Genomic DNA, 20,167 nt, shown 5'->3' on the forward strand with positions numbered 1-20,167 from the left:
GCTAATCGCCCTTAATGTTGTGGGTTGGCATTATAGGGAGAATGCATTTTCAGTCAATACCTTTTTATTAAATTTTGTTTAATTGTTGTAAAAATAAGCATAAAATCCGCTTTTTTATTTAGAAGTAAAACAAGTCGTAGTAGAATAACGACTAATATTTTATTGAAGATAGGTTATAAAAATGAAACTAGATGCCCCTTTTAATTTAGATCCAAATGTAAAAGTGCGTACTCGTTTTGCTCCTAGTCCTACAGGTTATTTACATGTAGGTGGCGCACGTACCGCACTTTATTCTTGGTTATACGCAAAACATAATAACGGCGAATTTGTATTACGAATTGAAGACACCGATTTAGAGCGTTCAACACCAGAAGCAACGGCTGCAATTATTGAAGGCATGGAATGGTTAAATCTTCCATGGGAGCATGGTCCTTATTACCAAACTAAACGATTTGATCGTTACAACCAAGTGATCGATGAAATGATTGAACAAGGCTTAGCATATCGTTGTTATTGTACTAAAGATCGCTTAGAAGAACTTCGTCATACTCAAGAACAAAATAAAGAAAAACCACGTTATGACCGTCACTGCTTACACGATCACAACCATTCACCTGATGAACCCCACGTTGTACGTTTTAAAAATCCAACCGAAGGCTCGATAGTATTTGATGATGCCGTACGTGGCCGTATTGAAATCAGCAACAGTGAGCTTGATGATCTTATTATTCGTCGCACAGACGGTTCACCAACTTATAACTTCTGCGTAGTCGTGGATGACTGGGACATGGGCATCACTCATGTGGTGCGTGGCGAAGATCATATAAACAACACACCTCGCCAAATCAATATTTTAAAAGCAATTGGTGCACCAATTCCAACCTATGCGCACGTTTCCATGATTAATGGAGATGATGGTCAAAAATTATCTAAACGACATGGCGCAGTGAGCGTAATGCAATATCGTGATGATGGTTACTTACCCGAAGCTCTAATCAACTATCTTGTTCGTTTAGGTTGGGGGCATGGAGACCAAGAAATTTTCAGTCGCGAAGAAATGATCAACTATTTCGAATTAGATCACGTTAGCAAATCAGCTAGTGCATTTAATACCGAAAAATTACAATGGTTGAATCAACATTATATCCGTGAATTACCGCCAGAATATGTGGCTAAACATCTTGAATGGCATTACAAAGATCAAGGCATTGATACAACCAATGGTCCTGCATTAACTGAAATTGTCACCATGCTTGCGGAACGTTGCAAAACCTTAAAAGAAATGGCAAGTTCAAGCCGCTACTTCTTTGAAGAGTTTGAAACCTTTGATGAAGCCGCAGCGAAAAAACATTTCAAAGGCAATGCTGCTGAAGCGCTTGCAAAAGTGAAAGAAAAATTAACCGCACTTTCTAGCTGGGATTTACATTCTACTCACGAAGCGATTGAGCAAACGGCTGCTGAACTAGAAGTGGGCATGGGTAAAGTTGGCATGCCATTACGTGTCGCTGTGACAGGTTCTGGTCAATCGCCATCAATGGATGTTACTCTAGTCGGTATTGGCAGAGATCGTGTACTTACACGTATTCAGCGTGCTATTGATTTTATTCATGCACAAAACGCTTAATATTTAATCGGATAACAAACGCATAATAAAATCGTATTGACAGCCACATAGCCAAATTTTATCATGTCGCTGTCTTTTATGGGGATATAGCTCAGTTGGGAGAGCGCTTGAATGGCATTCAAGAGGTCGTCGGTTCGATCCCGATTATCTCCACCAGTTTATAAGAAAGCCTTGGAATTTTAAGTTTCAAGGCTTTTTTGTTGTATTATAAAACCAATAAAAATACATCTAATCTCAAAACCTTGTTATTTTTCATAGTTTTTTTTGATTGATTTGATAGATTTCAATCGTTAAAACCTTTTTGTATGATGTTTACGAAATTTATTTCAACCCTACTTATTTCATACATACAAGGAGTTAATAATGAGTTCTCAATGCCCTTTTTCGCATTTATCGTCTACTAACCTAACTATGGGAAATGGCGCCCCTGTGGCGGACAATCAAAACAGTTTAACTGCAGGTCCGCGTGGTCCATTACTTTCACAAGATTTATGGCTTAACGAAAAATTAGCTGATTTCGTACGCGAAGTTATTCCAGAGCGTCGTATGCACGCAAAAGGTTCTGGTGCATTTGGTACCTTTACTGTCACACACGATATTACGAAATATACGCGTGCAAAAATCTTCAGTGAAGTGGGTAAAAAAACAGAAATGTTCGCACGTTTCACGACCGTAGCAGGCGAGCGTGGTGCGGCTGATGCAGAGCGTGATATCCGTGGCTTCGCGTTAAAATTCTACACTGAAGAAGGCAACTGGGACTTAGTGGGTAACAACACCCCGGTATTCTTCTTACGTGATCCACGTAAATTCCCAGACTTAAACAAAGCTGTAAAACGTGATCCTCGCACTAATATGCGTTCAGCAACAAACAACTGGGATTTCTGGACATTATTACCAGAAGCATTACACCAAGTAACTGTTGTAATGAGTGATCGTGGTATTCCTGCAAGCTATCGTCATATGCATGGTTATGGTTCACATACTTACAGTTTCTGGAATGAAGCTGGTGAACGTTTCTGGGTAAAATTCCATTTCCATACTCAACAAGGTATTAAAAACTTAACTGATGCAGAAGCAGCTGCAGTTATCGCAAATGATCGTGAAAGCCATCAACGCGATTTATATGAAGCAATCGAGCGTGGTGATTTCCCTAAATGGACATTATATGTACAAATTATGCCAGAAGCAGATGCGGAAAAAGTACCTTATCATCCATTCGATTTGACAAAAGTATGGCCGAAAAAAGATTATCCGTTAATTGAAGTGGGTGAATTTGAGTTGAACCGCAACCCAGAAAACTTCTTTGCTGATGTAGAACAATCTGCATTTGCACCAAGCAATTTAGTTCCAGGTATCGGCGCAAGCCCAGATAAAATGTTACAAGCTCGTTTATTCAACTATGCGGATGCACAACGTTACCGTTTAGGCGTGAACTACCGTCAAATTCCAGTAAACCGTCCACGTTGCCCTGTTCATAGCAACCAACGTGATGGTCAAGGTCGTGTAGATGGCAACTACGGTAGCTTACCGCACTACGAGCCAAACAGCTTCAGCCAATGGCAACAACAACCAGATTTTGCTGAGCCACCACTTCGTATTAATGGCGATGCGGCACATTGGGATTATCGCAACGACGATAACGATTACTTCAGCCAACCGCGTGCATTATTTAACTTAATGAATCCAGAGCAAAAACAAGCATTGTTCAACAATACTGCAGCTGCAATGGGCGATGCACCTGAGTTCATCAAATACCGTCATATCCGTAACTGTCACTGGTGTGATCCTGCATATGGTGAAGGCGTTGCAAAAGCATTGGGCTTAACAGTTGAAGATGCATTAAAAGCACGTGAAACTGACCCAGCATTAGGTCAAGGCGGATTGTTATAATCTCTAGGCCGTAGCCAAACAAAAACGGTAGGAATTTTCCTACCGTTTTACTTTTCAACATTCACTAACAAATAGTGGTGCCTTCCTCGGTGCCTGTTACTACTTGACGTAATGCACCAGGTTTACCCATATTGAATACTCGGATCGGCATGCCATGATCGCGAGCTAAAGTAAACGCCGCTAAGTCCATCACTTGTAATTCTTTATCGATCACTTCTGCATAACTCAAATTTTTATAAAGTTTTGCATCAGGATTTTTCGCAGGATCACAATCATATACGCCATCAACTTTAGTCGCTTTCAACACAACATCAGCTTCAATTTCAATACCACGCAAACAAGCAGCAGAATCAGTTGTAAAGAATGGACTTCCTGTTCCCGCAGAGAAAATGACTACGCGTTTTTCGCGTAACATTTTAATTGCTTCAGACCAGTTATAAGTATCGCAAATACCATTTAATTGGAAAGCGGACATTAATTTAGCATTCACATCAGCACGGAATAAAGAATCACGCATTGCCAAACCATTCATCACCGTAGCAAGCATTCCCATATGGTCGCCCACCACGCGATTCATCCCCGCTTTTGCTAGTTTTGCGCCACGGAATAAGTTGCCACCACCAAGAACGACGCCGACTTCCACGCCCATTTCCACTAATTCTTTAATTTCAACAGCCATACGATCGAGAATCGCAGGATCGATACCAAAACCATCTTCTCCTTGTAATGCTTCACCGCTTAATTTCAATAAAATACGTTTATAAATTGGTTGGCTCATTGTTTTTTCCCTCTGGCTTAAAAAATTGGCTTATTCTATAAAATAACCGCTCAAGAGTGAAGAAGTTAAATATGGAAATTCTGAGTGAAAGGTGGATAATAGAGACATTTTCTTTTCAGGGAAGACAATTATGAACACGAAAAAAACAAGCCAAATTTTGCCCGCACTTTTTGCGGTGATTTGTGCCGCATTAGCAGGTTATTTTATTTTAATCGGTTCTGGAATGTTTACAGAACCAAGTGTGGCTCTCGTTCTACTTGCGACAACATCTATTCTCTTATTAAGCAGCAGTAAAAAATCCTTCTATTTTATTTTGCTACCGCTTGCATTACTACATGCTTTTTATACGCCTACAGGGCTAAATTTTGGCCCTCCAAGCTACCAATATATCGCCTCGCTTTTCGCGACAGATATGTTGGAAACGAAGGAATTTCTATTGCAAATCCCAGTGAGTAGTTACTTAATTGCTTTCGCTATTCCTATTTTGATTTTTCTTCAATACAAAAGTGCGGTGAAATTTGGCATAAAATTTTATCGTAATAAAACATTTATTGCCTTGGCGACATTGCTTTTTGCTTACAACATGCCACTTGCTGAACCGATCAAAGAAACAGTAAGTTCCACATTAAAAATTGTAGATGAAGTGCAAAAACTCAAACAAATGTCCCAATCTGATAACTGGGGAAAATCAACATTAGAAAATTCACGCTATGATGATTATGTGATTGTTCTTGGTGAGAGTGCGCGGAAAGATTATCACCATGCCTATGGTTATCCGATTGAAAACACGCCATTTATGTCTATCGCTAAAGGTACATTGATTGATGGTTTCCGTTCAGCAGGAACAAATACTGTTGCCTCACTTCGACTTATGTTAACCCTTCCTAACAAAGAAAAATGGGAACCCAATTACAGTTTGAGTTTAGTCGATCTCATCAAATCTGCAGGCATGAAAACTTATTGGCTTTCTAATCAAGGTATGCTCGGTGAATTCGATACGCCCGTTTCATCCCTTGCATCAAAATCTGATGAAACCTTTTTCTTGAAAAAAGGCGGGAGCTTTAATTCTACTAACTTTAGTGATTTTGATTTATTACCAAAATTCGCCCAAGTACTAGAAGATCCTGTTCAAGGAAAACGTTTTATTGTGTTGCATATTTATGGTTCACATCCAATGGCTTGCGACCGTGTCGAAGATTATCCAAAAATCTTTGATGATAAAGATCTTAATCCGAGATATGGTTACTTAAATTGCTATGTGTCGTCTATTAAGAAAACTGATGAATTTTTAAAACGTGTATATGATCAGCTTGCAGAAAACGCGAAGAAAAATCACCGCACTTTCTCAATGATTTATTTCTCAGATCACGGTTTGTGCCACCAACAAGATGAAAAAAACAATATACTTTTGTTCAATCAAAACTGTTTCAGCCGAGAACATCACAATATTCCGTTATTTAAAATTTCGTCGGATGATACTGAACGCAAAGAATATAAGGTGTTTAAATCTGGGTTGAACTTCTTAGAAGGAATCGCAAATTGGATAGGAATTAAAAATTCTCAATTAACGCAAACAGAAGATTTATTTTCTAACGAATCGGATAAAAATGACTTTGGATTGCAAAAACGAATTGATGAAAAATATCGTAAAGATGACGATCCTGCCATTGATATTCGTCCTAAACACTAAGCTATATTGAGTGCGTTTTATTTTTAGCCGTAAATATCGTATAATCCGAGAGATTTTATTTGTTTATTTTTTGTAAGGTGTCAACGTGTCAGAACAACAACCAAGAGTGATCGAATCAAAAGAAATTATGACTTTATTACCACATCGCTATCCATTTTTATTAGTGGATCGCGTATTGGATTTTAAAGAAGGCGAATGGTTAAAAGCGATTAAAAATATTAGCGTCAATGAGCCTTGTTTCACAGGTCACTTCCCTGGCGAACCTATTTTACCGGGCGTTTTAATTTTAGAAGCTTTGGCACAAGCAATGGGTATTTTAGCCTTTAAAACTCACGAATTAAAAGGCGGTGAACTATTCTATTTCGCAGGTATTGATGAAGCGCGCTTTAAACGCCCAGTGTTACCTGGAGATCAAATGGAATTAAACGTTCAAGTGATTAAAGAACGCCGTGGCATCACTGCATTTACTGGAGTAGCAACCGTAAATGGTGAAATTGCTTGTGAAGCAAAACTAATGTGCGCTCGTCGTTAATTAAGGGGATAAATATGATCCACCCAAATGCAAAAATCCATCCTACAGCCTTAGTTGAAGAAGGCGCAGTTATTGGTGAAGGTGTTGTTATCGGACCTTTCTGTATTGTTGAAGGCACTGTTGAAATTAAAGCTCGCACTGTATTGAAATCTCACGTTGTTGTACGTGGCGATACGGTTATTGGCGAAGATAACGAAATCTATCAATTCGCTAGCATTGGTGAAGTGAACCAAGATTTAAAATATAACGGCGAAGCAACCAAAACTATTATTGGTAATGGCAACCGAATCCGTGAACACGTGACAATCCATCGTGGCACTATCCAAGGCGGTGGCGTAACCTCTATTGGCAATAACAATTTATTAATGGTGAATGTTCACGTTGCACATGATTGCCAAATTAAAAACAACTGTATTTTGGCAAACAATGCAACGCTTGCAGGTCATGTAGAATTAGATGATTTCGTCATTGTTGGTGGCATGTCAGCCATTCACCAATTTGTAATCGTTGGCGCACACGTCATGTTAGGCGGTGGTTCTATGGTCAGCCAAGATGTACCTCCTTACGTTATGGCACAAGGCAACCACGCCCGCCCATTTGGCGTAAACTTAGAAGGTTTAAAACGTCGTGGTTTTGATAAACCAACCATGCATGCAATCCGTAACGTTTATAAAATGATCTATCGTAGCGGCAAAACACTCGAAGAAGTGTTACCAGAAATTGAGCAAATTGCGGAAACCGATTCAGCGATCAGTTTCTTTGTTGAATTTTTCAAACGTTCAACTCGCGGTATTATTCGTTAATAATATTTTTCATCCACTATTCATGATGTTATAAGAAAGGTTATGTTATTAAATCTCAATTGTAAGTTTAAATTTTTTCTTGCTATAACTCTTTTATCATCTTCTCATAACATATTAGCTACGCCTCTATCAATTTTGATTGATGATAAAAAATCGCCTATTTATGAATCATTAATAATTAAAGATGTTATTTCTATTGGTGCCGTTCCTTTCAGAGTAATGAAAACAGAGTCTCCCCCTGAGTTTAATGGTGCCGTTAATGGTATTCCAGAAGTCGCACCCGAATCTCCAGAGTTTACTGGGGGGGTAAATAGCATGGATCCACCAATTCATGAAATATCAGAATATACAGGTTGTATTACTAACTGTGACGATGGTTCGTCAGTTCAATCGCCTCGTTATGGTGATATATCAATTACCCCCCGCCGCCCCGATGGCAAGGCATATCCCCCAGGTACTAGGGTTGAGATTCCTAAGATTCCTAATGAGGAAGAATCTCTAAATATTCCATATATGAAAGGCGAGCCTGAGGTATATGACAAAATGGAATTTGAAGGTTCAGTTAATGGCATTCCTGACGTTGCAGAACCTGTTGATTTTGAAGGTGGCGTTAATGGCGATAAGGATGGTGAAGCTGATTTTCAAGATAGATTACCAGTAGTTACATATGTTTCAATTACAGCTGTGCCATCTAATGCGCCAATAATAGATAAACCTGAATATATTGGCATTGTCCCTAGTGATGCGCCAGTAATAGATAAAACGAAATATGTTGAGCCTCGCCAATCACTATCGCAACTAAAATTAGAAGAAAACAATGGTATATTGTTAAAGCATCAATTTAATAAATTACGCTCTTTACAAACCTATTGTATTGCTAATAAAAATGAGTTTTGTTATGGCATTCGACACCATTATATGGCTAAAAATGATATATATGATAATTTACTTGGCCTACGTTTGGGGTACGGAATAACAAATAAGTTAACTTTAGGAGTAAACATAGAGCGTTCATTAGAAAATCATTTATCAAACAACTATCGTACACTTCATAATAATGTTGGAATGGGGGCTTTCGTACATTATAAATTGCCTTCTAATTTATATATTGTAGCTAGTATTGGAAAAGATAGTAATTCTTATCAAAAGACATCCCCTGTTTTAACAACAGCGTTATCAGATGTAAAAGGAGAGTCATGGAATTTAACATTGGGTCAAGACTTAGTGCTATCAAATAAAAACTCTTTAGGTTGGTATTTATCTTACCGAGATACACAGATTAAACAAAATGGATATGATGTACCTGCTTCTCAGTTTTTAATGAAATACAATAATATAAAATGGAGAGAGCATTCACTGGCATCAGGTATAAAATGGAATTATTCAATAGCTACTAAATTAACATGGTTAAATACTATAGAAATTGAACATCAAATTAAAAGCAATGTGACTGGTGCTGTGCAAATAGAAAACCTCAAACACGACTATCATCTTAATATTCACAAAACCCAGTGGAGTATTAGTTCAGGATTGAATTACCAATTTTCTCCAAAATTTAGTGTATCCCTTACACCTTATATAAAAAATGGACTGATTAGTAGTAAACAATGGGGAACCTATCTATCATTAGAAGGTAAATTCTAGAATGGTAGTTTTAGGGTGCTTTATATCACGTTAAATTAAAAATCACATTAGGGCGTACTTATACAAACGCCCTTTGTAATTTTTATTGTTTTAATTTTATTCAAGGATAACGTTTATGAATAGGATAAGCCCAACCATTGCTCTTGTTGCTGGAGAAGTATCTGGTGATATTCTCGGTGCTGGTTTAATTCGCCAGCTCAAAGCTCATTATCCTAATGCTCGCTTTATTGGCATTGCTGGTCCAAGAATGTTGGCTGAAGGCTGTGAAACGCTTGTCGATATGGAAGAGCTTTCAGTCATGGGCTTGGCTGAAATTTTGAAACATCTTCCTCGTCTGCTGAAAATTCGCAAAAATGTCATTCAAACCATGTTGCAAGAAAAACCTGATGTTTACATCGGCATTGATGCGCCTGATTTTAATTTGGATGTAGAACTCAAGCTCAAAGCAAACGGAATTAAAACTATTCATTACGTGAGCCCCTCTGTATGGGCATGGCGTCAAAATCGCATTCACAAAATTGCCAAAGCGACTCACCAAGTTCTTGCCTTTTTGCCTTTTGAGAAAGCCTTTTACGATAAATTTAACGTACCTTGCCGTTTTATTGGACATACAATGGCAGATGCTATTCCGCTCAAACCAAACCGTGCCGAAGCCTGCCAAATGCTACAGATTGATCCCGCACAACGCTATTTAGCTATCCTAGTTGGAAGTCGTGGATCAGAAGTTGAATTTCTGGCTGAGCCTTTCTTGAAAACCGCTTTATTGTTAAAAGAACAATTTCCTGATTTACAATTCCTCGTTCCTTTGGTGAACGAAAAACGACGAATTCAATTTGAAGCTATTAAAGCTAAAATTGCGCCAAATCTAGACCTGCATTTAATTGATGGCAATGCACGACAAGCAATGATCGCAGCTGATGCAACATTGCTTGCTTCAGGAACAGCTGCGCTTGAAGCAATGCTTTGTAAATCACCCATTGTGGTTGGCTATCGAATGAAACCACTGACCTATTTCTTAGCAAAACGTTTAGTGAAAACCGATTATATTTCTTTACCAAACTTGCTTGCGAATGAAATGCTCGTTCCTGAAATGATTCAAGAAGAATGCACACCAGAATTGCTCGCTGAAAAACTATCTGCTTATCTTTCTGATGATGAAAGTGCGGTAAAAAATCGCCATGTTTTAATTCAGCACTTCACGGATTTACACCAAAAAATTCAATGCAATGCGGATAAGCAAGCGGCCCAAGCAGTCATTGATTTATTAGAAGGAACAGAAAATGTTTGAATATCCACAAGGCTATGAATTGATCGCTGGCGTTGATGAAGTTGGGCGAGGCCCTCTAGTTGGAGCTGTTGTAACGGCAGCCGTCATTTTAGATCCGAATAACCCAATTGAAGGCCTCGCTGATTCTAAAAAACTTTCTGAGAAAAAACGTTTAGCCCTTGCTGAAGAAATCAAAGAAAAAGCCCTTGCGTGGGCATTAGGTCGAGCTGAAGCTAACGAAATTGACGAGATAAATATCCTGCAAGCCTCCTTGCTGGCAATGACTCGAGCAGTAAAATCTTTAAAAATTCAACCGCACTTTGTGTTGGTTGATGGCAATAAGCTCCCAAAAGATTTAGATGTTCCAGCACAAGCCGTCGTAAAAGGCGATAGCCTTGTAGCGGAAATCAGTGCAGCCTCTATTTTGGCGAAAGTGGCTCGAGACCAAGAAATGGAAGAATTAGACAAGCAATATCCAGAATACGCTTTTGCCCAGCATAAAGGCTATCCGACCAAATTACATTTGAAAAAATTAGCTGAACTTGGCGCGTTACCGCAACATCGTCGTAGCTTTGCCCCAGTGAAAAAAGCGCTAGAAAATCGTTAGAATTTTAATCGAGAAATTCTTTTATTTTATTAGGCTATAAACGAAATATTGTTCTCTTTTTATTAGGTTGATCCACCGTAACGTCTTGTTTTAGTAAATTATCGGTAATACTATGAGCTAAACTAAACAATATCAGAAATGGAAAGCTAATCTTTAATGCTCTTACGATTTTCACTATTTTGAGGATAAAATTGATAACCTATTATTTACAGCCTATTAATCTCTAACCAGCAATCATCCAAAGTCCACCTAACATATCAAGCATTAGGTTATTTAAGAACAATAAGATAAATACGATGACCATAGGGGAAAAATCAATCATACCTAATGTTGGTAGGAATCGACGGATAGGTCTTAAAAGTGGTTCTGAGAGTTGATAAAACGCATAAATCACTGGGCTATTGCCACGATTAAACCAACTTAAAACCGCCCCAATAAAAAGCACATAAAAAATTGCTAAACCAATGCTTTTCAATACAGTTAACACACCCAATACTAAGAGTACATTTACTGATAAACCAAAATAAATAATACCTTTCAACATACCGATAATAAATACTAACAGTAAAGCAGAAGTATCGATATTTTTAACAGTAGGCGCAATTTTACGTAGAGGTTTTAATACTGGATCAGTCATTTTTACTGCAAATGTTGAAACAGGGTTGTAATAATCCACTCGAGCAAACTGTAACCAAGCTCGTAAGATCAATACAAGTGCGTAAAGATTAATAATTGACCCGATAAATAATGCGGTTTGGGATAATTCCATCATAGCCATCCTTTTCTTCTGAAATAAATATATGGTGTCAATGCGGCTGCGATCATTAATCCAATTGCCATTGGATAACCATATTTAAAATGTAATTCAGGCATAAAATCAAAGTTCATACCATAAGTGGATGCAACTAATGTTGCAGGAAGGAACATCACAGAAACAACTGAGAAAAATTTCATAATTTTGTTCTGTTCAATATTGATGTAACCCATTGCAGCTTGCATTAAAAAGTTTACTTTTTGGAACAAGGATTCATTATGCGGCTGTAAAGATTCAATATCTCGTAAGATTTCTCGTGCTTGTTCTAATTGATTAGTTGGTAAGCGCGTTTTGCGAACCAAGAAACCTAGTGCGCGTTGAGTATCCATCAAGCACAAACGAACTTTTGAGCTCGTATCTTCTTGTTCCGTGAGTGTATTTAATGCCTCATCAAAGGCTTCATCTTGTTTCCCGTTTAAAATAACGCGACTCAACTCTTCCAAATCTGCATAAACGTTTTCAATCACGTCCGCTAATTGCTCAATTTTCGTTTCAAATAAATCCAGTAAAACTTCATAAGAATTACATTCTAACAAGCGCTGGCTACGTGAACGCATACGATATAAACGGAATGCTGGTAGCTCGCGATCACGCAACGTAAATAAACGGCCATCACGAATAGTAAAAGCGACGCTCGCTAAATCAGCATAATTGTCTTCATCTTCGCAATAAAAAAATGAGTGAAGGTGTAAACCATCTTCGTCTTCAAAGAAACGGGCGGAAGCTTCAATATCTTCCAATTCTAGAAAAGATGCTAAGCTTTGACCTAAGCCTTCTTGTAGCATTTCACGTTCTTCGCCTGTTGGCTCAAGTAAATCAAGCCAAATGGCAGTATTGAGATCAGTTTGGTCTTCGTCAATGCGAACCAAGCGGGAATCATTGATAGCAAACGCGTTGATCATTTCATACTCCTTATAGGATTATGAACAGCTAACAGTGAACAAATTAAAGAAGAAACGAAAGTGCGGTGAAAAATCGCAAAGTTTTCGTTAAGAGATGCCGAAACAACGGTAAATTTACCGGCGAACGCGCGCCGATAATAAAAAGGCGGGCGTCTAGAGCGATATTCGGTATCGACTATGACTGTCCAAAGTGTGTGTCCTTCTCGTTAAAAAATCGGGCGAATGTTACGCTTGAAAGCGGTGTTCGTCAAGTTTTATCAAAAAACTATGGCAACATTTCGCCCTTATTTGAAAACTAATCTCTAAAATTATTAAATTGGAATGGTTGGCCTAATTCAGCGCCTTTAACAAGTTGAATGACTGCCTGTAAGTCATCGCGTGACTTACCTGTCACACGCACTTGCTCACCTTGAATTTGAGTTTGAACTTTGATTTTAGAATCTTTTACTAATTTAGTAATTTTCTTCGCCATCTCCGTTTCAATACCCTGTTTAAGTTTAATCTCTTTACTATAAAGTTTACCATGGTGTTCGCTTTCTGCTGGAATATCTAAAGAACTGTGCTCAATACCACGTTTAATACAAGATCCAATTAAAATCTCAATTAATTGTTCAAGTTGGAAATCAGATTCTGTGGTGATTTTAATCGTTTCATTTTTTTCATTTAATTCAATTACCGCTTCTACACCACGAAAATCATAACGCGTGCTAAGTACACGGTTGGCATTTTCCACTGCATTACGGACTTCGTGTAAAGTGATTTCAGAAACAATATCAAAAGATGGCATAGTCTTCTCCCATTTTATTAAATTCGATCATTGGCACTTAAAAGGCATAAAAGTGCGGTTAAGTCGGCGAAGTTTACCACAATTTGCGCTTGTTGTTGCACTTTAGGTTTAGCATGGAACGCAACACCTAGCCCAGCCACATTCATCATTGCCAAGTCATTTGCCCCGTCACCAATAGCAATAGAATATTGTGAATCAATACTGTATTCCTCTAACAAATGTTGTAATGTTTTAGCTTTGTATTGGGCATCAACCACATCACCTTTAACTAAGCCTGTGAGTTTTCCATCTTCAATATCAAATTGATTTGATGCAGCAAAATCAAGCTGTAATAAGGCTTTCAAATAATCCGCAAAATAAGTAAATCCGCCTGAAGCAATTGCGGTTTTCCAACCATATTTCTGTAAGGTTTGGATCGTTTCAACTAATCCAGGCATTAGCGGTAAATTCTCTCTAACTTGCTGTAAGATACTTTCTGGCGCACCTTTTAATGTACCCACTCGACGACGCAAACTTTGTTCGAAATCTAATTCACCTCTCATTGCACTTTCCGTAATCGCAGAAACAAGTTCGCCTACTCCCGCTAATTTCGCAATTTCATCAATACACTCAATTTGAATAGCGGTAGAATCCATATCCATCACCAACAACCCAGCTTGAGACAATTTAGGGCTAAAACCTAATTTAGCTATATCTACTTCAACGTCATGAGCAAAGTTAACAAACTCAGCAAACCATTGACCTTTCAATAAAACAACAATATTTTGCTCTACCATCCAAACATCAAAAATCTGAAAATTTTGACCGCACTTTTGTTGAAATTTTTCCAGATTAGTTATGTCCAACTTTGTGCCGTATAAGATAAAAGGCTCTCCGTTCTGTATAGGTTCCTCATTAACTAAAAGTGCGGTAGGAAATTGTGGGTATTTTTGAGTAATGCTTTCGAAACGTTGAATTTGCATAAAAATCCTGTAAATTGTGGCGACTGAAAAGATTTTAACCGATGTGAGTTGAAAAAGTGCAAATAATTAAAGAAAAACTAATCAAATCAACCATGCTTGCAACGATTATTGTGCTAATCCTAACTGCACTTGGCGTTATCTTATTTGGTGTAAAACAATTTAAGCTGAGTTCACAATTTGCTAGCGTAAACCAAGTGGCAAACATCTCACATATTTTGGTTCGTCAACAAGCCAATTTATTTTCAGTTTTACTGACAAACAATGCCAAAACAGAGCAATTAACGGACAATCTTGATCAAATAGTCAAAGAAGACTTTATTTTAGATGCCAGCTTATATGATGGCGAAGGAAAATTACTGGCTCAAAGTCGCGAGACTCGTAATTCACCCGATGAAAATAACCAACAAATTGTAGAGCCACTTTACGCCCAAAGTGGCATTAAAGGATTTTTACGTGTCACCATTGATGCGCAATATACGCAATCTAACCAATCAAAAATTAATCAAATCTTTCACCAATTATATGGTGAGCTCATTATTATCTTTTTACTTGGCGCGGTGATGGCAAGCTCTATTCATTATTTTTTAAGTCACTATCGACGGGCTTATCGCAAACACAAAGAGAAAAAAAGTGCGGTAAATTTGAAAGTAAAATCGAGTAGCACGCGTTTTCACCAGCGTCGCCGTAGAATTTGATTATTGTCACAAACTATTAAATTGAGTGCGGATTTTTGCTAAATTTCCTTCAGAAATAAGGTAGAATGCGCAAGATTATTTTTTCAAAGCGAATTATAACAGGAGAACAAAATGGCAACTCGTAGACAATTAGCCAATGCAATTCGTTTCTTATCAATGGATGCAGTACAAAAAGCAAAATCAGGCCACCCAGGTGCACCAATGGGAATGGCGGATATCGCTGAAGTATTATGGCGTGATTTCTTAAAACATAACCCAAACAATCCTAAATGGGCTGATCGCGACCGTTTTGTGCTTTCTAACGGCCACGGTTCAATGTTGATTTATAGCTTATTACATTTAACAGGCTACGATCTTTCTATCGAAGATTTAAAACAATTCCGTCAATTACATTCTAAAACCCCAGGCCATCCAGAATATGGTTATGCACCAGGTGTTGAAACCACAACGGGTCCGTTAGGCCAAGGTATCACTAATGCAGTGGGTATGGCGATTGCTGAGAAAACCTTAGCTGGCCAATTTAACCGTGAAGGCCATGAAATTGTCGATCACCACACTTATGTATTCTTAGGCGATGGCTGTTTAATGGAAGGGATTTCCCATGAAGCTTGCTCTTTAGCAGGCACATTAGGCTTAGGTAAATTAATCGCATTCTACGATGACAACAACATTTCGATTGATGGTCATGTTGATGGCTGGTTCAGCGATGATACCGCAGCTCGTTTTGAAGCTTATGGCTGGCAAGTGATTCGTAATGTAGATGGTCACGATGCAGAACAAATTCGTGCCGCAACCATTCTTGCTCAAGCAGAAAAAGAAAAACCAACGTTAATTATTTGTAAAACCATCATCGGCTTCGGTTCACCAAATAAATCTGGTTCTCATGATTGTCACGGTGCACCATTAGGTGATGAAGAAATCGCATTAACCCGTAAAGCACTAGGCTGGGAGTATGGTCCATTTGAAATTCCAGCTGAGTACTATGCTGAATGGTCAGCGAAAGAAAAAGGCGCAGCAGCAGAAAAATCTTGGGAAGAAAAATTTGCCGCTTATGCAAAAGCATATCCAGAACTGGCTGCAGAATTCACACGTCGTGTAAACGGTGAATTACCAGCGAATTGGGCGGCTGAATCTAAAGCGTTCATTGAAAAATTACAAGCTAACCCAGCGAGCATTGCAAGCCGTAAAGCATCACAAAATGCAATCGAAGCTTATGCTCACGTATTACCTGAATTCTTAGGTGGTTCTGCAGACTTAGCAAGCTCTAACTTAACGTTATGGAGCGGTTCTAAACCAATTCGTGCACACGAAAACGTAGGCGGTAACTACCTTAACTATGGTGTGCGTGAGTTCGGTATGTCAGCAATCATGAATGGTATTGCATTACACGGTGGTTTCATTCCTTACGGCGCAACCTTCTTAATGTTCTACGAATATGCTCACAATGCGGTGCGTATGGCGGCATTAATGAAACAACGTTCTTTATTCGTTTATACTCATGACTCGATCGGTTTAGGCGAAGATGGTCCAACTCACCAACCGGTTGAGCAAACCACATCATTACGCTTAATTCCAAATCTTGAAACATGGCGTCCATGTGACCAAGTAGAGTCAGCTATTGCATGGCAACAAGCAGTTGAGCGTAAAGATGGTCCGAGTGCATTAATCTTTACCCGTCAAAACTTAGCACAAATGGACCGCACTTCTGCACAATTAGATGCAGTTAAACGCGGTGCTTATGTGTTAAAAGACAGTGAAGGCACACCTGAATTAATCTTCATTGCGACAGGTTCTGAAGTGGAATTAGCAGTGAAAGCAGCAGATGTATTGGCTGCCGAAGGTAAAAAAGTACGTGTAGTCTCTATGCCAAGCACTAACCGTTTTGATAAACAAGATGCAGCTTACCGTGAAAGCGTATTACCTGCGGCTGTAACCAAACGTGTTGCGATTGAAGCGGGTATTGCGGACTTCTGGTATAAATACGTTGGCTTTGAAGGTCGCGTAGTGGGTATGAATAGCTTCGGCGAATCAGCACCAGCAGATCAATTATTCAAACTCTTTGGTTTCACCGTGGATAACGTGGTAGCAAAAGCAAAAGAGATTTTATAATTCTCTCATGATCAAAAGCGGTTAGCTAAAACTGAGCTGCCCCTAAAAAGTTAGATTGTTGAATTAAGGACTGAGTTCTGTAAGCCACAGAGCTTAGTCCTTTTAGTTTAGTCATAAAGAATCTGAACTCTAATCAGTAGGTCGCTTTGTCAAACTTTTAGGAGGTATAAAAAATAACCGCACTTTTTTTATCGAAATTTATTGCACTAGATCACATTTCTGAAAATTGAGCATTGCAACTTATTAACATTCATTTAACATTGTAGTCCGTTCGAGTTAGAACACTAACGGAGGAGCTTTATGACTGAGATGAAATCTTTCAAAAATCATAAAAATGGCATTATTTTTATTTTAGATATAGTGCTGTTTTTTGTGTTATTAAACGTGCTACCTTATGAGCCAAAGGCTAGTGCTGGTTTAGCGTTATTGGCTTTTGTCGCAGTGCTTTGGTTAACCGAGGCATTACATGTTACGGTTACCGCATTATTGGTGCCATTATTAGCGATTGCGCTAGATTTAGTGAGTACTAAGCAAGCTTTAGTGGCTTTTGCTGATCCTACGATCTTTTTATTCTTTGGTGGCTTTTCTTTGGCTACAGCCTTGCATATTCAAAAACTTGATAAAATGATTGCTAATAAGATTATGGCATTAGCGCGTGGTAATTTATTTATTGCCATTATTTATCTCTTTTTGATTACAGCCTTCCTTTCTATGTGGATGAGTAACACGGCAACTGCAGCCATGATGTTACCCCTCGCAATGGGAATTTTAAGCCAACTTGATCGTGAGAAAGAACATAATACTTATGTATTTGTGTTGTTAGGGATAGCTTATAGTGCATCAATTGGTGGTATGGGAACCTTGGTGGGCAGTCCACCGAATGCGATTGTAGCAAGTAACTTGCATTTAACTTTTGCAGATTGGTTATGGTATGGTTTACCAATAATGATTATTTTGTTACCACTGATGATTGGTACACTTTACATTATTTTTAAGCCAAAACTTCATATTAATTTTGAGCAATCTTTTGAAAGCATTGAAATGAATTCAGTGCGTGTATTAACGCTTGTTATTTTTGTTGTAATTGCTTTAACTTGGGTATTTAGTGGGCAAATTAATCCGCTGATTTCAGGCTTACTTGGTTTGCAGAAAAATATTGCGAGCTTCGATAGTGTTGTCGCTTTATTAGCAGCTATTGTGATTTGTTCTACGGGCATTGCAAGCTGGAAACAAATTCAAGAAAGTACCGATTGGGGCGTATTAATGCTTTTCGGTGGTGGATTAACATTAAGTGCAGTATTGAAGGATTCCGGAGCAAGCAAGATTTTAGCTGATAGCATTGTCTTTATGATTGAAGGACAACATTTCTATCTTATTGGCTTGTTAGTTGCTACATTCATTATTTTCTTAACTGAATTTACCTCTAATACAGCAAGTGCGGCACTACTCGTACCAATCTTTATTTCTATCGCCCAATCATTGGGTATGCCAGAAATTGGTTTAGCATTAATTATTGGTCTTGGTGCATCTTGTGCTTTCATGCTACCAGTTGCAACGCCACCAAATGCTATTGTATTCGGTTCTGGTCAAGTGAAACAAAGTGAAATGGTAAAAGCTGGTTTCGTATTGAATTTGGTGTGTATTATTGTGATTTCGACTGTAGGCTATATGTTCTGGTTGAACTAATTTAGATTTGATTATTTACAGAATTCTTTAGTGATTAAAATAAATGGGTTAAAGCTAATCAGGCTTTAACCCATTTTTCTTGTGATAGGATTCTTTTATACAAAGCTATTTGTTGTGTTCATAAGCGTAAAGCGTATTGCTCATTAACATTGCAACGGTCATTGGCCCAACACCGCCAGGAACGGGGGTAATATATGCCGCTTTTTCGGCTGCTTTGTCAAACTCTACATCGCCTACTAATTTTCCATCTAGGCGGTTAATTCCGACATCAATGACTACCGCACTTTCTTTGATCCAATCTCCGGGGATCAAATTCGGCTTACCTACCGCGACGACAAGTATATCTGCTTGGCGAACATGGCTTTCTAAATCGTTGGTAAATCGATGAGTTACTGTGACGGTTGCGCCTGCCAATAATAATTCTAAAGACATTGGGCGGCCGACAATATTGGATGCGCCTACAATTACTGCGTGTTTGCCATGTAAGTCAATGCCCGTTGTTTCTAATAGTTTCATTATGCCATAAGGGGTGCAGGCACGTAAAGTTGGAATGCGTTGGCATAAAAGCCCAACATTGTAAGGATGGAAACCATCTACATCTTTTGTTGGGTCGATGCGTTCAATTATTGCTTCCGTGTTAATTTGTTTGGGTAACGGTAGCTGTACCAAAATACCATCAATATTTTTATCTGCATTAAGCTGGTCAATAACTGCTAACAATTTCTCTTGCGTGGTGGTATCTGGCAGATCATAAGATTTAGAGATAATGCCAATTTCTTCACAGCTTTTACGTTTATTACCGACATAGATTTGCGAAGCAGGATCGGCACCCACGAGAATGACTGCAAGCCCAGGCGCGCGTTTTCCTTGCTTAATGTAATGGGTGATTTTATCTGCCACATCGGCTTTAATTTTTTTTGAAAGTGCGGTACCAGAGATGATTTGTGCGGTCATTGGGCTGTCCTTTTGAATGATGGGAAAGAAAGCGTTTGCTATTTTAGCGGACAATGATTTTTTTACAACGAAAAAGGGGGCATTTTTCCTAAAGTGGAATAATTTTGAACAATTAAATTAAAAAATCAAAAAATTAATTGACTGAGATAAAAACAAACCTATAATTGACTGCACTCGTCGGCGAGTAGCGCAGCTTGGTAGCGCAACTGGTTTGGGACCAGTGGGTCGTAGGTTCAAATCCTATCTCGCCGACCACTTCTTTTATATTGTCTTGAAATTCCGTACAAAAGAAATCCTTTGAATGCGCCCTTAGCTCAGCTGGATAGAGCAACGCCCTTCTAAGGCGTGGGTCAAAGGTTCGAATCCTTTAGGGCGTGCCATTTATTTCTTCAATCCATTTTTTATTCTCTTTTATTAATTTCT

The 20,167-nt window shown here is 38.5% G+C and carries 17 protein-coding genes and 3 tRNA genes; 14 read left to right on the forward strand and 6 right to left on the reverse strand.

Going from position 1 to position 20,167, the window contains the following annotated elements; all coding sequences use genetic code 11:
• The first annotated feature begins 181 nt into the window (after positions 1–181).
• The 3 genes from gltX (at position 182) to AAX18_RS02795 (ending at position 3,514) form a co-directional block, all read left to right on the forward strand.
• Complete coding sequence (gltX, locus tag AAX18_RS02785; protein WP_046952877.1) at positions 182–1,624, forward strand: glutamate--tRNA ligase; 1,443 nt, start codon at positions 182–184, stop codon at positions 1,622–1,624.
• Positions 1,625–1,704: 80 nt separating this feature from the next.
• Positions 1,705–1,780: transfer RNA gene (locus AAX18_RS02790), tRNA-Ala, on the forward strand.
• Positions 1,781–1,987: 207 nt separating this feature from the next.
• Complete coding sequence (locus AAX18_RS02795; protein ID WP_005628052.1) at positions 1,988–3,514, forward strand: catalase; 1,527 nt, start codon at positions 1,988–1,990, stop codon at positions 3,512–3,514.
• Between the two features lie 64 nt (positions 3,515–3,578).
• Here AAX18_RS02795 and pyrH read toward each other — a convergent pair whose 3' ends face one another.
• A complete protein-coding gene (pyrH, locus tag AAX18_RS02800; RefSeq protein ID WP_005628053.1) occupies positions 3,579–4,292 on the reverse strand; it encodes a UMP kinase in 714 nt (237 codons plus the stop codon).
• A 130-nt stretch (positions 4,293–4,422) separates the two neighbouring features.
• Between pyrH and AAX18_RS02805 the strand changes: the two genes are divergently transcribed.
• The 6 genes from AAX18_RS02805 to rnhB all read left to right on the forward strand — a co-directional run bounded on the left by AAX18_RS02805 (position 4,423) and on the right by rnhB (position 10,835).
• Positions 4,423–5,982 (forward strand): phosphoethanolamine transferase, encoded by a 1,560-nt coding sequence (locus tag AAX18_RS02805; protein WP_046952878.1) that lies wholly within the window; start codon positions 4,423–4,425, stop codon positions 5,980–5,982.
• A 127-nt stretch (positions 5,983–6,109) separates the two neighbouring features.
• Positions 6,110–6,514: a 3-hydroxyacyl-ACP dehydratase FabZ gene (gene fabZ, locus AAX18_RS02810; protein ID WP_044233196.1), complete on the forward strand. Its 405-nt coding sequence runs from the start codon at positions 6,110–6,112 to the stop codon at positions 6,512–6,514.
• Between the two features lie 14 nt (positions 6,515–6,528).
• A complete protein-coding gene (lpxA, locus tag AAX18_RS02815; protein WP_005642748.1) occupies positions 6,529–7,317 on the forward strand; it encodes an acyl-ACP--UDP-N-acetylglucosamine O-acyltransferase in 789 nt (262 codons plus the stop codon).
• Between the two features lie 42 nt (positions 7,318–7,359).
• A complete protein-coding gene (locus AAX18_RS02820; protein WP_046952879.1) occupies positions 7,360–8,961 on the forward strand; it encodes an SIALI-17 repeat-containing surface protein in 1,602 nt (533 codons plus the stop codon).
• A gap of 115 nt (positions 8,962–9,076) precedes the next feature.
• Positions 9,077–10,249 (forward strand): lipid-A-disaccharide synthase, encoded by a 1,173-nt coding sequence (lpxB, locus tag AAX18_RS02825; RefSeq protein ID WP_046952880.1) that lies wholly within the window; start codon positions 9,077–9,079, stop codon positions 10,247–10,249.
• Complete coding sequence (rnhB, locus tag AAX18_RS02830) at positions 10,242–10,835, forward strand: ribonuclease HII (RefSeq protein ID WP_046952881.1); 594 nt, start codon at positions 10,242–10,244, stop codon at positions 10,833–10,835. The genes lpxB and rnhB overlap by 8 nt, the downstream gene beginning before the upstream one ends.
• 223 nt (positions 10,836–11,058) lie before the next feature.
• Here the strand turns inward: rnhB and AAX18_RS02835 are convergent, their stop codons facing one another.
• The 4 genes from AAX18_RS02835 to serB all read right to left on the reverse strand — a co-directional run bounded on the left by AAX18_RS02835 (position 11,059) and on the right by serB (position 14,300).
• Positions 11,059–11,604: a YggT family protein gene (locus AAX18_RS02835; protein ID WP_046952882.1), complete on the reverse strand. Its 546-nt coding sequence runs from the start codon at positions 11,602–11,604 to the stop codon at positions 11,059–11,061.
• Entirely contained in the window at positions 11,604–12,551 is a 948-nt protein-coding gene (gene corA / locus AAX18_RS02840; RefSeq protein ID WP_005629627.1) for a magnesium/cobalt transporter CorA, read from the reverse strand. The genes AAX18_RS02835 and corA overlap by 1 nt, the downstream gene beginning before the upstream one ends.
• 295 nt (positions 12,552–12,846) lie before the next feature.
• Complete coding sequence (locus AAX18_RS02845) at positions 12,847–13,338, reverse strand: YajQ family cyclic di-GMP-binding protein (RefSeq protein ID WP_005629625.1); 492 nt, start codon at positions 13,336–13,338, stop codon at positions 12,847–12,849.
• 17 nt (positions 13,339–13,355) lie between these two features.
• Complete coding sequence (gene serB, locus AAX18_RS02850) at positions 13,356–14,300, reverse strand: phosphoserine phosphatase (protein ID WP_005629623.1); 945 nt, start codon at positions 14,298–14,300, stop codon at positions 13,356–13,358.
• A 56-nt stretch (positions 14,301–14,356) separates the two neighbouring features.
• On the opposite strand from serB, the gene AAX18_RS02855 reads away from it, so the two are divergent.
• The 3 genes from AAX18_RS02855 (at position 14,357) to AAX18_RS02865 (ending at position 18,790) form a co-directional block, all read left to right on the forward strand.
• A complete protein-coding gene (locus tag AAX18_RS02855) occupies positions 14,357–14,995 on the forward strand; it encodes a YtjB family periplasmic protein (RefSeq protein WP_005629621.1) in 639 nt (212 codons plus the stop codon).
• A 111-nt stretch (positions 14,996–15,106) separates the two neighbouring features.
• Complete coding sequence (tkt, locus tag AAX18_RS02860; protein WP_046952883.1) at positions 15,107–17,104, forward strand: transketolase; 1,998 nt, start codon at positions 15,107–15,109, stop codon at positions 17,102–17,104.
• Positions 17,105–17,404: 300 nt separating this feature from the next.
• Positions 17,405–18,790, forward strand: a complete 1,386-nt coding sequence (locus AAX18_RS02865; RefSeq protein ID WP_005629617.1) for a DASS family sodium-coupled anion symporter — start codon at positions 17,405–17,407, stop codon at positions 18,788–18,790.
• 105 nt (positions 18,791–18,895) lie between these two features.
• Here the strand turns inward: AAX18_RS02865 and folD are convergent, their stop codons facing one another.
• Positions 18,896–19,744 carry a bifunctional methylenetetrahydrofolate dehydrogenase/methenyltetrahydrofolate cyclohydrolase FolD gene (gene folD / locus AAX18_RS02870; protein ID WP_005629614.1) on the reverse strand — a complete coding sequence of 283 codons (849 nt, stop codon included), beginning with the start codon at positions 19,742–19,744 and terminating at the stop codon, positions 18,896–18,898.
• Positions 19,745–19,922: 178 nt separating this feature from the next.
• On the opposite strand from folD, the gene AAX18_RS02875 reads away from it, so the two are divergent.
• Positions 19,923–19,999 (forward strand) — tRNA-Pro (locus tag AAX18_RS02875).
• A gap of 48 nt (positions 20,000–20,047) precedes the next feature.
• Positions 20,048–20,124, forward strand: a tRNA-Arg gene (locus tag AAX18_RS02880).
• Positions 20,125–20,167 lie beyond the last annotated feature (43 nt).

The organism is Haemophilus haemolyticus, from assembly GCF_001008205.1.
GTDB classification, from domain to species: Bacteria; Pseudomonadota; Gammaproteobacteria; order Enterobacterales; family Pasteurellaceae; genus Haemophilus; species Haemophilus haemolyticus_Q.